This is a genomic window from Corallincola platygyrae (assembly GCF_039544265.1).
In the GTDB taxonomy this organism is placed as follows: domain Bacteria; phylum Pseudomonadota; class Gammaproteobacteria; order Enterobacterales; family Neiellaceae; genus Corallincola; species Corallincola platygyrae.
In genome coordinates, this window is the sequence record NZ_BAABLI010000029.1 from 1 (window position 1) to 15205 (window position 15205).

Annotated in this window: 16 protein-coding genes; 3 read left to right on the forward strand and 13 right to left on the reverse strand. The window is 49.9% G+C overall.

The genetic code is table 11. The features are described from left to right. Positions 1–88 precede the first annotated feature (88 nt). Both ABEA14_RS16635 and yjgA read right to left on the reverse strand, forming a co-directional pair. Positions 89–2917, reverse strand: coding sequence for an Ig-like domain-containing protein (locus tag ABEA14_RS16635; RefSeq protein WP_345341560.1), 2829 nt, complete (start codon positions 2915–2917; stop codon positions 89–91). A gap of 27 nt (positions 2918–2944) precedes the next feature. Beyond that, positions 2945–3469 carry a ribosome biogenesis factor YjgA gene (gene yjgA / locus ABEA14_RS16640; protein WP_345341562.1) on the reverse strand — a complete coding sequence of 175 codons (525 nt, stop codon included), beginning with the start codon at positions 3467–3469 and terminating at the stop codon, positions 2945–2947. 137 nt (positions 3470–3606) lie between these two features. Here yjgA and pmbA point away from each other — a divergent pair, with 137 nt between their 5' ends. After that, positions 3607–4947, forward strand: a complete 1341-nt coding sequence (gene pmbA, locus ABEA14_RS16645; protein ID WP_345341564.1) for a metalloprotease PmbA — start codon at positions 3607–3609, stop codon at positions 4945–4947. Between the two features lie 101 nt (positions 4948–5048). Here pmbA and mgtE read toward each other — a convergent pair whose 3' ends face one another. The 11 genes from mgtE to ABEA14_RS16700 all read right to left on the reverse strand — a co-directional run bounded on the left by mgtE (position 5049) and on the right by ABEA14_RS16700 (position 13399). Continuing rightward, positions 5049–6407 carry a magnesium transporter gene (gene mgtE / locus ABEA14_RS16650; protein WP_345341566.1) on the reverse strand — a complete coding sequence of 453 codons (1359 nt, stop codon included), beginning with the start codon at positions 6405–6407 and terminating at the stop codon, positions 5049–5051. A 93-nt stretch (positions 6408–6500) separates the two neighbouring features. Beyond that, positions 6501–6779: an HPr family phosphocarrier protein gene (locus tag ABEA14_RS16655; RefSeq protein ID WP_345341568.1), complete on the reverse strand. Its 279-nt coding sequence runs from the start codon at positions 6777–6779 to the stop codon at positions 6501–6503. 3 nt (positions 6780–6782) lie between these two features. Next, positions 6783–7628 (reverse strand): RNase adapter RapZ, encoded by an 846-nt coding sequence (gene rapZ, locus ABEA14_RS16660; RefSeq protein ID WP_345341617.1) that lies wholly within the window; start codon positions 7626–7628, stop codon positions 6783–6785. Between the two features lie 23 nt (positions 7629–7651). Next, positions 7652–8101 (reverse strand): PTS IIA-like nitrogen regulatory protein PtsN, encoded by a 450-nt coding sequence (gene ptsN, locus ABEA14_RS16665; protein WP_345341569.1) that lies wholly within the window; start codon positions 8099–8101, stop codon positions 7652–7654. Positions 8102–8108: 7 nt separating this feature from the next. Then, a complete protein-coding gene (hpf, locus tag ABEA14_RS16670) occupies positions 8109–8396 on the reverse strand; it encodes a ribosome hibernation promoting factor (RefSeq protein ID WP_345341570.1) in 288 nt (95 codons plus the stop codon). 28 nt (positions 8397–8424) lie between these two features. Beyond that, a complete protein-coding gene (locus tag ABEA14_RS16675) occupies positions 8425–9930 on the reverse strand; it encodes an RNA polymerase factor sigma-54 (RefSeq protein ID WP_345341571.1) in 1506 nt (501 codons plus the stop codon). Positions 9931–10020: 90 nt separating this feature from the next. Continuing rightward, the gene (lptB, locus tag ABEA14_RS16680) at positions 10021–10746 is read right to left on the reverse strand and encodes an LPS export ABC transporter ATP-binding protein (protein ID WP_345341572.1); all 726 of its coding nucleotides are present in this window, start codon (positions 10744–10746) and stop codon (positions 10021–10023) included. Positions 10747–10748: 2 nt separating this feature from the next. Then, positions 10749–11294, reverse strand: a complete 546-nt coding sequence (gene lptA / locus ABEA14_RS16685) for a lipopolysaccharide transport periplasmic protein LptA (RefSeq protein WP_345341573.1) — start codon at positions 11292–11294, stop codon at positions 10749–10751. Further along, positions 11278–11838, reverse strand: coding sequence for an LPS export ABC transporter periplasmic protein LptC (gene lptC, locus ABEA14_RS16690; RefSeq protein ID WP_345341574.1), 561 nt, complete (start codon positions 11836–11838; stop codon positions 11278–11280). Before lptC ends, lptA begins: the two co-directional genes overlap by 17 nt. Next, positions 11835–12383, reverse strand: coding sequence for a 3-deoxy-manno-octulosonate-8-phosphatase KdsC (gene kdsC, locus ABEA14_RS16695; RefSeq protein WP_345341618.1), 549 nt, complete (start codon positions 12381–12383; stop codon positions 11835–11837). The genes lptC and kdsC overlap by 4 nt, the downstream gene beginning before the upstream one ends. A gap of 47 nt (positions 12384–12430) precedes the next feature. After that, a complete protein-coding gene (locus ABEA14_RS16700) occupies positions 12431–13399 on the reverse strand; it encodes a calcium/sodium antiporter (RefSeq protein WP_345341575.1) in 969 nt (322 codons plus the stop codon). A 221-nt stretch (positions 13400–13620) separates the two neighbouring features. Here ABEA14_RS16700 and mlaF point away from each other — a divergent pair, with 221 nt between their 5' ends. Together mlaF and mlaE are read left to right on the forward strand one after the other, a co-directional pair. After that, on the forward strand, positions 13621–14430 hold the full coding sequence (mlaF, locus tag ABEA14_RS16705; RefSeq protein WP_345341576.1) for a phospholipid ABC transporter ATP-binding protein MlaF: 810 nt from the start codon (positions 13621–13623) through the stop codon (positions 14428–14430). Beyond that, positions 14427–15203, forward strand: coding sequence for a lipid asymmetry maintenance ABC transporter permease subunit MlaE (gene mlaE / locus ABEA14_RS16710; RefSeq protein WP_377776253.1), 777 nt, complete (start codon positions 14427–14429; stop codon positions 15201–15203). Before mlaF ends, mlaE begins: the two co-directional genes overlap by 4 nt. Positions 15204–15205 lie beyond the last annotated feature (2 nt).

A 15205-nucleotide genomic window follows, 5' to 3' on the forward strand; every position in this document is an offset into this window, starting at 1 on the left:
CGCCTGAAGAAGTGCACAAAAAAGCCAGCGCTGAATTGGCGCTGGCTTAATAGAAAACCGTCAACTTATTTTAGGACGGCACAAAGGTTTAGTTGCCTGTCAACGTCAGCGGCACCAGTAGGGTCATGCCTTCATCTTTTGGTGTACTGACTTCAATAGAGATAAAGCCAGCTTCCGTTGGATCTCCGGCTTCCAAAGTGTTGGTCAGGCTAAAAGTGAGTGTATTACGATAGGGCGTTGCGCTACCGATAGCCGCTCCTATACTGTTTGAGACGGTCAGGGCGCTTGCGCCGGCAAGTTCTCCCGCATCAGAAGAAACGGTAATTTCTGTTTGATATGGCAGGATCTGGTCTGCACTGTCGCCCGCGGCAAAGCTCAACAGAACTATCTCGCCTGCATCAAGTGTGATGCCACTGCTTGAAATCACTCCACTTGTTGCAGTTCCCGATTGTTGGTTAGTGGTATCGTCAAAGCTAGCGCCTTGAATATCCAGTTCCCAATTGGTGCTAGAATCAGACATCACCAGCACGATGGCACGACGGATATGCAGCTTGTTGGTGCCATCGTCAGCACTACCACAAAGTACCCCACTGCATTGAGGGCCATTAAACAGGCCATCTGCCGCACTGAAACTGCCGGTGTTGGAGTAATCCAGGAACGGCTCCCCCTGTTCCCAACTTCCGCTTTCGTCATCATCACGCCAAGCATCGCTCATATCGATGAAACCACTGGCCTGCACGCTGTTGCGGGCAAATCCCGCGTTCACTAAAGCATCGGGATTTAATGCAGAGCCATCCGCATCATCAAACTGGCCATTACCATTGGTATCGAAGAAGGTCTCGTGGCCAACCGCTGATGCCAAAATTGTCACCCTATGATTGGCGGGGCGAGGATCGGTACTGGTCCAGTTAACTGAGCAGGTGCCTGAGATCGTCGTACAACTGGCATCGACTTGGCCCCCTTCGGTGGTGAAGTTGACCGCGGTGCCATCTGGCACAGGGTTATTGAAGTTATCCGCCAGCCAAACCGTCAGTGGTACCGTTTCACCATTGTGACGCCAGGCCTCTGGATTCAATGTTTCCGCAGAGAGCGTGAAGGAGCTCTGCTCGGCCAAGCCGGTATTCACACTCAAAAGATCTGATTGTGTCTGAATGATGCCTTCACCGGTAAGTGGACACGCAGTTGCGTCTTGTTGTGTTTGTGCTGTTACACGCACAGGCGTAGGGATTGTGCCCGACAGTACCTTGGTCGTTACTAACCCTTCTGAATTTGTTAAACCTGACGCTTGGCTGAGTGCCAGTCCGCCAGCTTGAGTATCTAGGCTGAAACACACTAAACGCTGAGGGAGTACGGATCCTTCACTGCCTCGGACCAAAAACGTCACTGTCGACGTTTCCTGATTGCCCTGACCACCAGTACCTTTCAGCACGATCTGCTCAGGAACTGCGGAAACAAATTCAATGGCGCCAAGGGCTTCGGCGTCAATGGTAAAGCTGGCGGTTGCTGTCAGTGTGGTTGAGTTATTGGTAACCGTCGCCAGAAGCGAGTCTGTCACCTCTCCACCGCTGGCACAGCTAATATCCTGGAACGTCGCCTGAGCGCGGCCGGCAATCGTCTGTGCTGACGCATCTAATGTCGCTTTGCCATCCGCTGAGCAGCCAGACGTGAAGGTTACGGTTGCAGGCTCCAACAATGACGTTAAAGAGCCGTCGTCTGCTTGCTCGACAATATCTACCGTTAAACCCAGGGTGCCGCCTGCGCTAATCGTGCTGGTGGCCAGCCCGATCACACCTTGCTGGAAGCTGGCTGGGTCTGCTTTGTCTGGCCAGTAACCCAGCAGTAAAGTGCTGCCGTCGCCGATTGAGCCTGTCGGTAAAATCTCATAATTCAATGATGCTGACAGACCAGTGCCATCCTGGGTTAAGCTGGCTATAGCCTCTGATGCGCCAAGATCTGCGTCAGTGGCGGATAGGCTTACTTCGGCTTCGCCACTGGCACTGGTTAATGCACTGGCAGGTGTCAGAGTACCTAAACCGGCAGTAAAGTTAATCACCTGGTTTTCAATAGGATTGCCTTCGTCATCAAGCAGTGTAGCCCTTAGTTGGACAGTCTCGTCAGCGTTGAATCGGTTTACCGTGTCTGCACCGTTAAGCATCACCAGCGTCAGGCTGGGGTTTTCACCACCGATATCTCCGGTTGAGGTGAATTCATACACTGCTTCGTCGGTCAAATCGCCATTGGTGGCAGTAGCTGTGCTAGCGCCCAGAGTACTGCTGTCGCTGCTAACCAACACGTTGGCAATGCCATTAGCATTGGTAAGCGCAGTTGTTGTTGCCAATGTTCCCAGCGGTGCCGTGAAGGTGATGATGGTGTCTGCAACAGGTCCGTCATCGTTGCTTAAACTGGCTTGAAGACAGAAGCTGGATCCCGCAACAAAACTGAGGCCGGTTGTTGTGACACAATCGTCAGCCAGTATGGTCAGTTGCAATGCTTCATTGGCTCCGCCACTGCTATTGACCTGGAAGTTGGTTTGGGCGGTTAGGTCTTCCTCATCCAGAGTGGTGGTAGCTGTTAATGTGCCAGCACCGGATGTGCCGCTGGTAAGCAACTGAACCCTTGCTCTGCCGCCGCTGTCAGTCAGGGCACTGGCAGCACTGAGTGAACCAAGCGTGGAACTGAAGTCGACAATCTGCCCTTCAATACCCTCACCGTAAATATCTACTACTTTGGCTTCAGCCCATGCGGTTTCACCGGCAGTGATAGTGGTCGTTGATTCACCGTCGCTGTTGCGTAGCGTTAGCTCGATCTGGCTGAACTCTTCAAAATCACCATCGCCTGAACTGCCATTACATGCAGCCAGAACAAACAGGGACACCAGAGTGAAAAGTAATCTGGAAAGCGCTTTGGTTCTGATCATATCCGTGCCTTTGTCGACGCGTGTTATTTATTGCTCATCTTCGCCCACCGTTTCACGCAGATAGCGAAACAGCTCTCTGGCAGCTTTCGGCGGCTTGTTTTGTTGTTGTTCTTTCTTCGACTGACGAACCAGCTGACGTAGTTTCTGCCTATCACCGGTAGGGTGTTCTGACAGCCAGGCATTAATGGTGTCGTCATCACCTGCAAGCAATTTGTCTCGCCACTTCTCCAGATGATGGAAGTGGACATTGGCCTGTTGATGATGGCTATTCACACCATCCAGCGCATTTTTGATCGCTTCGCCGTCGGCATGGCGCATCAGTTTGCCAATCAGTTGCAGTTGACGGCGGTATCCCTCTCGTTTGCTTCGAATACGGATCGCCAGTTCGACCGCTTCCCTGAGGCTATCCCCAAGTGGCATTTTGGCCAGTTCACTGGGTTTTAGTTTTGTTAGCTGTTCGCCAAGTTTTTGCAGCGCTTCAACTTCGCGCTTAAGCTGTGTTTTTGAAACCCACTCGGTTTCTGATTGGTTGTGGTCGTCGTTGTGACTCATATGAGGGAAAAACTGTTTTCTCAAGCAAGATGAGTAACCTATACCACATGGATCAAGGTTCTCGCCAGTTCTAAGCTGAGAGATGAGGCCGATTGCAGTATTATGGCGAAATTGTTAACTCAAACCGCGGAGTTTTTGTGCACCAGAATGAATTTGAACAACAGTTACCCGTATTGAAACAAGCCGTTGCTGATGCGCTGGCGCTCGCTCAGTCGCAGGGCGTCTCTGGGGCTGAAGTCGCGATTAGCAGGCAACAGGGGCTGTCTGTGTCGATGCGAAAAAGTGAAGTCGATACACTAGAGTTCAATCAGGATGGTGCGTTAGGGATCAGCGTATATGTGGGGCAGCGAAAAGGCTCTGCATCGACCTCGGATCTGAGTCAGAAAGCGCTTGCTCAAGCGGTCAGTGCGGCGGTAGATATCGCTAAACACACATCGGAAGACCCATGCAATGGTCCCGCAGACCCGTTATGGCTTGCGACCGATGTACCCGACTTGGACTTATATCATCCTCAGCCGCTGGATGTGGAGCAGGCGATAGATATCGCAACAGAAGCCGAGTCAGTTGCGCTCGCTTATGATCCGCGTATCACCAATAGTGATGGTGCGACTTTTGGCAGCCACAACGGTATTCGGGTATATGGCAATAGCCATGGGTTTCTGCATGGATACAAGAGTTCTCGCCACAGCCTCAGCTGCGTAGTGATTGGCAGTGAAGGCGAGCAGATGCAGCGTGATTACGGTTATTCAGTGGCTCGTGATCCAGCTGATGTCTGGTCTGCTCAACGAGTGGGTGAAGAGGCTGCCAGGAAAACGGTGGAGCGTTTGGGTGCACGTAAGCTCGATACCTGTTCGGTACCCATATTGATGTCGCCTGAGATGGCCAGTGGATTAGTTGGTCATCTGGTGGCTGCTATTTCTGGTAGCAACCTTTACCGTAAATCCAGTTTCTTGCTGGATCAGTTAGGGGAGCAGATTTTTCCTGAGCTTTTCACTATCGAAGAGCGTCCCCATATGCCAAAGGCTCTGGGCAGTAGTCCTTTTGACTCTGAAGGTGTCGCGACGATTGATAGAGACATTATCAAAGACGGTGTACTCTCCTCTTATCTGCTTACAAGCTATGCCGCACGTAAGTTAGGTATGGCGTCAACTGGTCATGCGGGCGGTATCCACAACTGGCAGGTTACCAGTAATGCCGGCAACCAGGCTGCATTGTTGAAACAGATGGACCGAGGCCTGTTGGTGACAGAAGTGATGGGACAGGGTGTGAATATTGTGACTGGAGACTACTCCCGTGGCGCAGCTGGATTCTGGGTCGAGAATGGCGAGATCCAGTTCCCGGTTGAAGAGATCACGATTGCAGGCAATCTCAAGGATATGTTCAAGCAGGTGGTTGCTGTCGGCAATGATATTGACTATCGCGGCTCGATTCACGCCGGTTCGATGCTGTTGGAAAATATGAAAGTAGCTGGCAACTAAGCAACAGCTATTGTTCCAATGATTAGAAGGCTGCGTCAGATTAATAGAGTCTGGTGCAGCCTTTTTATTTGGTATTTTTTAATTTAGTCGCGTGGAGCCAGCTACAACAGCAGCCAGGTAGCGACCCCAAGGAAGGCGAATAAGCCAACCACGTCGGTAATGGTGGTGAGAACCACCCCACCAGCAAGTGCGGGATCGATATTGAGTCGCTTCATTAATAGTGGGATAAGTACGCCACTGGCACCTGCGCAAACCATATTAACCAACATGGCAAAGGCGATAACCGCTCCCACACGGATATCCTGTTTCCAAACTGCGACCACTGCGGCGATTAACAGGGCCCAGATAAGGCCATTCAGCAGACCGATTAGGGCCTCCTTACCCAAAAGCCACCGAGAGTTGCTTTCGCCGATATGACCCAGTGCCATGCCACGGATCACCAGGGTCAGGGTCTGACTGCCGGCAATGCCGCCCATGCTGGGTACGATAGTCATCAATACTGCGAGAGTGGCCATCTGTGCCAGCGTATCTTCAAACAGGTTGCTGACAAAGGCTGCCATCAATGCGGTTAGCAGGTTGATACCCAGCCATACTGTGCGGCGCTTAGTACTCTTCAATACCGGTGCAAAGGTATCCTCTTCATCATCCAGACCCGCCATGCTCATCATTGAGTGTTCAGCGTCTTCACGAATGATATCGACCACGTCATCAATAGTGATACGACCAAGCAGTATGCCACTGTCGTCGACTACGGGAGCTGACACCCAGTTGTAACGCTCAAACATCTGAGCGACCTCGGTTTCATCCATTTCAACCGGGATCTTTTCAGCGTCTTTGTCCATCACCTCTTCGATCGTGGCACTGGGGTTTGCGGTGACCAGGGTCGCCAGCGCTACCTGGCCAATGAGCTCGTCGCGCTTGTTGACGACGTAGAGGTGATCCGTGGCTTCGGGCAGCTCACCTTTTAGCCTTAGATAGCGGAGGATGACATCGACGGTGACATCAGGGCGCAGTGACACCGTATCGGTGTTCATAATGGCGCCAGCGGTTTCCTCGGGGAACGAGAGTGCGGCCTCGACACGATGCCTGTCCTGCGCATCCATTTGCGCCAGGATCTCCTGATAGACACTGTCGGGCAGACCTCGGAGCAGGTTTGCCAAGTCATCGGTATCCATCCCTTCGGTTGCCGCAGCAACCAGTTCAGGATCCATCAGGCGGATAATACTGTCTTTTACATCTTCGGAGAGTTCTTCGAGGATTTCACCGTGTTGATCAGGATCTACTAACTGCCAGAGTACGGTACGCCCTTTGGTTGGCGTTGACTCAAACAAGAGGGCGACATCAGAGGGCTCCATCGACTGGAGAATGCGGCGAACATGAATGAACATGCCGCTATCTAGCGCATCTCTGACTTGTTTTAACTTTTGCTGGGGAAGGTCCTGCTCGTAAATCTCAGACATCGATATTCACCTCCCCAAGTGTTTATTTAGAACAGATAGGAGAATTGTATCGTAACAACCAGAAAAATAGAGAGAATTTTTGTTTAAATGTGGTTATTCGTTTTCGTCGAAGCGATCATTGATTAACGCTTCAACGGCATTCATTGCTTCTTGCGCTTCATCGCCTTCACTGACCACGGATATCTCCTGACCCATGCAGGTTTCCAGCATCAGAAGTCCCATCACACTGGCTGCTGATGCGGATTTTCCCTGATGCTCGATTAGCACTTCAGCGTCAAATCGATTTACCAATGTCACCAGCTTGGTTGCAGCACGAGCGTGCAGGCCAAGTTTGTTCTTAATCAGGAGTTTTTTTTCTACACGTTGGCTCATGGACTAGTGATCTAATTCTCTGTGGCGGATCTGGATATCTTCGCGCAGCTCTTTGAATTGTGCGGCCAGTGATTCGGCGATAAACACTGAGCGATGTTGGCCTCCGGTACAACCGATAGCCACGGTCACATAGCTGCGATTATTAAGTTCAAGATGTGGCAGCCAGGTGTTTAGCAGATTATTTATCTGCCAGATAAACTTTGATACCAGCGGCTGTTGGCCAAAAAACTGCTGTACTGGCAAATCCCTGCCTGTCAGCGGCCTTAGTTCTGGCTCCCAGTGGGGATTTGGTAGGAATCTGGCATCGAATACATAGTCTGCATCCTGAGGGATGCCGTACTTAAACCCGAACGACTCAAACACTAAAACCAAACTCCGTTCGGCGTTACCTAATATCCGCTCTCGGACCAGCTCACTCAATTGGTGAATAGATAAGGACGAGCTGTCTATCTGCAGGTCTGCTCGCGATATTAAAGGTTCCAGCAGACGCTCTTCAGCTGCAATTGCCTGCTCAAGAGAGCCTCCGTTTTTAGACAGAGGGTGCAATCTGCGGGTCTCGCTGAATCGTTTTATCAGCGCGCTTTGGTCTGCATCCAGAAACAGTAAAGTGCAACGATACTGTTGGCACAGCATGTCTAAAATGGTTTCTAACGTATGCGGCTCTTCAGGCAGGTTTCGAACGTCGATGCTGACCGCTATCTCGCCATAGCGCTCACTGACCTGAGTGACCAATGTCGGTAGCATTTCTACAGGAAGGTTATCGACACAGTAATAACCAAGATCTTCCAGAACACGTAAAGCGACACTTTTGCCAGAGCCTGATCGGCCGCTGACAATAGTAAGTTTAATGGGTGACGCTACGTCCGTGTCGCTCATGGGTGAGTGATGATCTCGTAGAGTTCCTGATCGTTATCTGCACATCTTAACTTCTTCAGAATTTGCTTGTCTGAGAGTTTTGCTGCAATTGCTGACAGGGTTTTCAGGTGTTCCTGGCAGCTCTGTTCTGGGACCAGTAGCGCGAATATGAGGTCTACTGGTTGATTGTCGATGGCATCAAAGGCAATAGGCTCATCGCACTGCAACAAGACTGCAACAGCTTTACTGGCATTTGAGATCCGCCCATGAGGAATAGCAATACCATTTCCAATACCTGTACTGCCCTTTTTCTCTCTATCCAGAATGCTTTCAAAGATCATTTTGCAGCCGTGATCCGGCAGGTGCTTGGCAGCCAGTTCGCTGGCCATCTCAAGCACTCGTTTTTTGCTTGAACCGTGGACTGCACTTCGAGTGCAGTCCAGGCTGAGAATGGATGATATATCCATAGTGTAATTAGTGCGCGTTTAGCTTTTCTTTATGTTTAATTACTTGTCGATCGAGTTTATCGACCAACGCGTCGATTGCGGCATACATATCTGAATGCTCTGCGTTAGCAAATATCTCACCACCATTTAGGTGCAGTTTTGCTTCTGCTTTTTGCGTTAACTTCTCAACGTTGAGGATAACGTAAACGTTATTGATGTGGTCGAAATGGCGCTCTAGCTTAGTGAACTTTTCATTCACATAGTTTCGGAGTGAATCAGTAACTTCGACATGATGGCCGGTAAGATTGATTTGCATAGACCTCATCCTTTTATTGGTGAGCTTTTTACAGCAAGCTCTTTCGCTGATTTGACGGTGGGATAGACAAGGACTCCCGATACTTGGCGATCGTTCGTCTTGCTACCTGAATTCCCTGGTCTGCCAGTAGGTCAGCAATTTTGCTATCTGACAAAGGCTTGCTGGGGATTTCAGCCGCCACTAGTTTCTTGATCAGTGCTCGAATAGCTGTTGAGGAGCATTCTCCACCCCCTTCAGTACTGACGTGGCTGGAGAAGAAATATTTAAGCTCGAAGATACCTCTGGGGGTATGCATATACTTTTGTGTGGTCACACGGGATATGGTTGATTCATGCATATCAACCGCTTGAGCGATATCGTTAAGCACCATTGGCTTCATCGCTTCATCGCCGTATTCAAAGAAATCCCGTTGAAACTGAACAATGCAGTTTGCCACTTTCATCAGCGTATCATTGCGGCTTTCCAGGCTCTTGATGAACCATTTTGCTTCCTGCAGATGAGAGCGAATGTACTGGCTGTCTGCTGAATTCTTCACCGTGCGGCTCATGGCAGCATATTGCTGATTTACTTTGAGTTTAGGTACGGCATCAGGGTTGAGCTCTACAACCCAGCGACCGCTTTTTTTGGTCACCGATACGTCTGGAATCACGTATTGTTCTTCGCCACTGATCACCGCACTGCCTGGGCGAGGATTAAGTGACTGGATCAAGCGGAGAACTTCGCGTAACTGGTCTTCCTTGAGCTTGCTTTTACGCATCAACTGGCGATAGTCACGGCTGGCGAGTAGCTCGATATGATTGCCCAGAACCTGCTTACATTCTTTCAACCAAGGTGTATCTTCTGCAAATTGGTTGACCTGCACCAGCAGGCACTCTTGCAGTGAGCGAGCGCCAACGCCGATCGGGTCAAACAACTGAATACGTTTGATTACAGCTTCAACTTCATCCAGCTCAACCGCTTCTTCATCTTGTCCGAGCGCGGTAAGAATGTCTTCTGCTGACACAGTCAGATAGCCGGATTCGTCGATGGCATCAATGATGGCGGTGGCGATTGCACGGTCTACGTCACTGAATGGAGTCAGTTGCATCTGCCACTCGAGGTGGCTTTGCAGTGAATCTGTTGTCTCGCCCTGATAGCTGAACTCACTATCGTCGCCGTAGGAGGCTCCGGAAACTGGCGCTGCAGAGAGGTGATCATCCCAGGTGCTGTCTACTGGAAGTTCGTCAGATATCTGCTCTTTGTTGAGTGCTTCCGACGTTTCAACCGCAGCAGCATCATGTTCGTCTTGGAAACCATCGTTGCTGTCAGCTGATGCCGTTTCAGCTTTTTGAGGAAGATCTTGAGCCTCGCCGTTGACAGGCTGCTCAGCTACGTCGCTTTGTTCTGTCTGTTCCAGAAGCGGATTATTGTCGAGCGCATCCTGAACTTCCTGCTGGAGGTCCAGAGTCGATAATTGCAACAGCCGAATTGCCTGTTGCAATTGCGGCGTCATGGTAAGTTGCTGGCCTAAACGTAACTGTAATGACGGTTTCATTTACTTCCGTGACAATAAAAAAACGCACTTGCTTACAACGGACGTGGAGTTCGAGTGAGAGACTAAAAAATGCGTCACCCGTTAATTAAACTATAGCTGGAATTGCTCGCCGAGATACACGTCACGTACCTTTTGATCCGATAATACATCTTCCGGCTTGCCTTTGGCTATCAACTCTCCGTGGCTAACGATGTAAGCGTACTCACATACATCCAGAGTCTCTCTCACATTGTGATCAGTAATCAAGACACCAAGACCTCGATCGCGTAAGTGTTCAATGATTTTCTTGATATCGGTTACAGATATTGGATCTACTCCTGCAAAAGGTTCATCCAATAAAACGAACTGAGGCTCTGCAGCCAGTGCTCTTGCTATCTCAACTCGTCGACGCTCACCGCCCGACAGAGACATTCCTAAGCTGTCACGAATGTGAGTAATGCTGAACTCTTCAAGCAGCTGCTCCAGTATTTCCAGTCGTTGGACCCGGCTCAGTTCAGCGCGGGTTTGCAACACGGCCATAATGTTGTCGGATACAGACAGCTTGCGAAAGATGGAGGATTCCTGTGGTAGGTAACCAATCCCCTTGCGTGCGCGAACGTGCATGGGGGATAGAGTGACATCTTCATCATTGATTGTGATGCGCCCTTTATCATTTGGTACCAGGCCAACCACCATATAAAAGGTGGTTGTTTTGCCCGCCCCGTTGGGGCCCAACAAGCCGACAATTTGGCCCTTGTTTAACGCCAAAGAGACATCTTTCACCACTTGGCGCCCTTTATAGCTTTTTGCCAGATGGTTGGCGGTGAGGGTTGCCATGACTATTCGGTATCCTCTTCTTCATCTTTCTGACCCAACTGCTGTTGCAGCTGTTCGGGTAAAAAGATGGTTGTGACGCGGTCACCTTCCTGTTTGCCGCTTTCAGCCACCAGTTTTTGCTTGGCGATGTCGTAACGTATCAGCTCTCCTTGCACCACACTGTCCTGTTGAGTCAGGGTCGCGCCACCGGTAAGAATTAACGTCTTGTCCGCCAAGCGGTAGCGTATCTCTTTTGCTTCTGCTGTCATGGTGCGACCATTTTCCAGCAGTTGACTGAATTTTGCGGGTTCGCCTGCGGCGATCAAAACTTCTTTTCCCGCACCTGCAGACTGTTCAACCTGAAGGGTGTCAGCAAAAATCTTCAATGTGCCTTGAGTAACGCTGACATCTTCAAAGAACGAGATGATACCTTTTTGTATATCAATGCTTTGGCGCTTGGCATCCACACGGACTTCTTGCTGAAAGTCAGCTTCAACAGCCTGGATATGAGGGGTTACCGCGATCAGCAGTCCAGCCAGGCCGAGATAAAATCTATTTTTCAGGTTCATAGGTCGCTTTTACATCACTGAGCAGTTCAATCTGCTCTTTTTCTACATTGCCTCGCAATCCAACTCCCTGGAGTTGGTAGCTCGGCCCTTTGACCGTAACAGGTTGATCGCTGCTGACTTCATTTGATGCCAGATCCATTTCTACATACTCGGTCAGCAGAGTATTGGTTTGATTCTGTTCTGTTTGGGTTTCAATAACAACCTGCTGCTCAAGAATCAACTGGTTCTCTCTCAGTCGTCCCTGTTCTGCATTGAGCGTCCAGCCCGCTTGTTTACCATTAGGGTAGACGACCACTTTAGGTGACTTGAAACTGGTGAATTCATTGTTGCTGAAGTGCGCCATATCGGACGCCCAGATCTGATGAGCGAGCAAGCCATTTTCATCATAACTGCGACTGCGGAGCGTTTTGGCCGTGAAGTCAGGGCGCTGTTCTCCCTCGGCACCAGCAACTTCAATTTGTTGCTGACGAACGCTGTCCTGATAGTAGTAAAGCGCGATTGCAGCAGCGAAAAGAATAACGCTGAATATCAGCACGCGATTCATATACTCAGCCCCTGGCTGCTTTCAAGTTTACCTTGTGACTGCAGAAGTAAATCGCATACCTCTCTGACCGCACCATGGCCACCCTCAATGTTGGTGCGATAATGGCTGAACTTATGAAGCATTGGGTGGGCGTCTTGGACGCTGACAGCAAGTCCACACCGTTTCATAACGGGAGCGTCTACCATATCGTCACCTATGTAACCGCACTGTTCCGGCACCAGGCTTGTTTTCAGAAGCAGGGATTCGAATGCGGAGAGCTTGTCATCCTGCCCTTGAAAAATGTGTTCAACGCCAAGAGCCGTCATCCGTTGTTGGACTATGTTCGACTTTCTTCCGGTAATAACGGCGACAGAAACTCCTGCATATTGCAGCGCTTTGACACCATACCCATCGCGAGTATGGAATGCCTTTAACTCTTCCCCTTGATTGCCCAGATAGATGCGTCCATCGGAAAACACGCCATCAACATCGCAGATCAACAGGCGAACCTGTTTTGCTCGGTCAATGATGTCTGTGCTCACTTCGCCATATAGGGTGCTAATCAAATCTGCCATCTCGTCATCTGTTACGGCTTCGCAACGATACCGCTATCTTAGCCTAAGTTGTTGAATAAAAGGATCTGGTAACCAATAAATGCGGCCGCTAATACGCCACCTTCCCAGCGTGCCAGTATTCGCTTGCCTCTGAGCCCATAACAAAATAGGAACAGCAGCAGGGTCAAACCAAGCATCACAGGAATGTCTCGATGCAAGGCAAAGGCGTCAACAGCACCCGGCGAGATCAGCGCTGGCATAGCCAAAACTGCCAGTAAGTTAAATATATTCGAACCTATGACATTGCCTAGCGCCAGGTCACCTTCATTTCTTAAGGCGCCTGCGACGCTGGCAGCAAGCTCTGGCAAACTGGTGCCAATGGCGATAATGGTTAAACCAATAACTAAATCACTGACACCAAAATGGTGCGCCAGTTCCACAGCATTTTGTACCAGCAGTTCACTGCTTACCAGCAAAAGTGCCAGACCTGCAATCAGCCAAATTACTGCTTTGGGTGTTGGTAGATCATCGGGTATCTCTGCTTCGCTCTCCTCTATCAGAGGGTCGCCCTGGCCTGACTGTGCCATAGAGATCTTGAGCATATAACCGGTAAAACCGAGTATCCCTGCGACTAAAATAATGCCATCTACACGAGATAGATTCAGGTCAAGAAACATTGCACTGGCAGCCAGCGTAATGATGATTAGAAGCGGAAACTCTCTTTTAAGCGTACCTGAAGATACGCTTAGAGGACGAACTAAGGCGGTGATGCCTAGCACCATGGCAATATTGGTAATGTTTGAGCCCAACGCATTACCTACGGCAGTATCTGGATTGCCATTGAGAGACGCTGAAGCTGCAACAAGCATCTCTGGTGCGGACGACCCAAAGGCTACGATGGTCAGGCCAATGATTAGCGGAGATATCCCGAGATTACGGGCTAACCCTGCGGCGCCGTAGACAAACTTGTCTGCGCTCCAGACTAAAATTGCCAGTGAAACAATAATTATAAGCGCGGGAATCAACATAACATATCGCCGTAGTAGCTATCTCAAAGCAAGAAAGGAGCCATTTTGTGGCGAGAGAGTGACACTTTTTTACCTTAATGTCGATTACAGCAATAATCAGAAACAGTTTTTTGACTAGCTTTTAATTTTGCCGTCCGCATTAAAAAGGATACAATCGACGGCCCGCCATCAGGGATACTCGTAGTCCGCTGACAGGAGCTCGTCGGTTAAGGTTATGGAACATGCCAAAAGATAACGTCGTCGACATTCGCAATCTCACGTTTCGCCGTGGTCAACGATACATTTATAAGGACCTGAACCTCACTATTCCGAGAGGAAAGGTGGTGGCCATTATGGGGCCCAGCGGTATCGGTAAAACGACCTTGCTGCGACTCATCGGTGGGCAATTAAAGCCTGAGCAGGGCGAGGTTCTGTTTGATGGGGAAGATATTCCATCAATGAATCGTCATCGGCTTTATGAAGCCCGTAAGCGCATGAGCATGTTGTTCCAGAGCGGCGCTTTGTTCACTGAGCTGGATGTTTTTGACAATGTCGCTTTTCCAATTCGCGAACATACTGCCCTGCCTGAGGAATTGATTCGTTCCATTGTGTTAATGAAATTAGAGGCTGTTGGATTGCGAGGTGCCAGAGACTTGGCTCCGAGTGAATTATCAGGCGGCATGGCAAGGCGCGCTGCGTTAGCGAGAGCGATTGCACTGGACCCGGATTTGATGATGTACGATGAGCCGTTCGCTGGTCAGGACCCAATCTCGCTTGGGATCCTGGTTAAATTGATCAAGCAGTTGAACGATGCATTGAATATGACCTCTATAGTCGTGACTCACGATGTGCCGGAAGTTATGAGTATCGCTGATTATGTTTACATCATTGCTGACAAGAAAGTGATTGGAGAGGGAACCCCAGAGATTGTCGCTCAATCGGATTCCCCTCTGGTACAACAGTTTTTGAAAGGAAACCATGACGGACCGGTTCCTTTCCATTACCCAGCGGCAAGTTTTGCCGAAGATCTAAAAGGAGTCGATCCTCAGTGATTGAAAAGATCCGCCAGATAGGCGTCAGCGCATTGGATAGCCTGGCTGGAGCGGGAAGGGCAACTATGATCCTCGGCTCCGTGATTATAGGCCGATTCTCTATTCGTCGAGGCATACCGCTACTGATCAAGCAGATCTATGTGTCGGGTGTATTGTCGATGCTGATCGTGTTGGTATCAGGTTTGTTCATCGGCATGGTTTTGGGGCTACAGGCCTATAATGTGCTGGTGGACTACAGTGCTGAAGAGAGTATCGGCCCAATGGTGGCTCTGGCTTTGCTTAGAGAACTTGGTCCTGTTGTTACCGCGCTATTGTTTGCTGGACGTGCGGGTTCGGCGATGACTGCTGAAATCGGTTTGATGAAAGCCACTGAGCAGCTTACCAGCCTCGAGATGATGGCTGTTGACCCGTTGAAACGTATCGTTGCACCTCGGTTCTGGGCCGGCGTGATAAGTATGCCGTTGTTGGCGACAATGTTCAGCAGTGTTGGCATTTTTGGTGGTTACCTGGTCGGAGTGGAGTGGCTGGGTGTTGATAGTGGTGCTTTTTGGTCGGTGATGAATTCAGCGGTCGAATGGCGAGAAGATATTGGCAACGGGATGATTAAAAGTGTGGTTTTCGCTGTTGTCGTGACGTGGATATCGGTATTCAAGGGATATGACGCGGTACCAACGTCTGAGGGGATCAGTCGGGCAACGACTGAAACCGTAGTTCATTCTTCTTTAGCGGTTTTGGGACTGGATTTTGTTCTCACCGCATTAATGTTTGGGTAAAT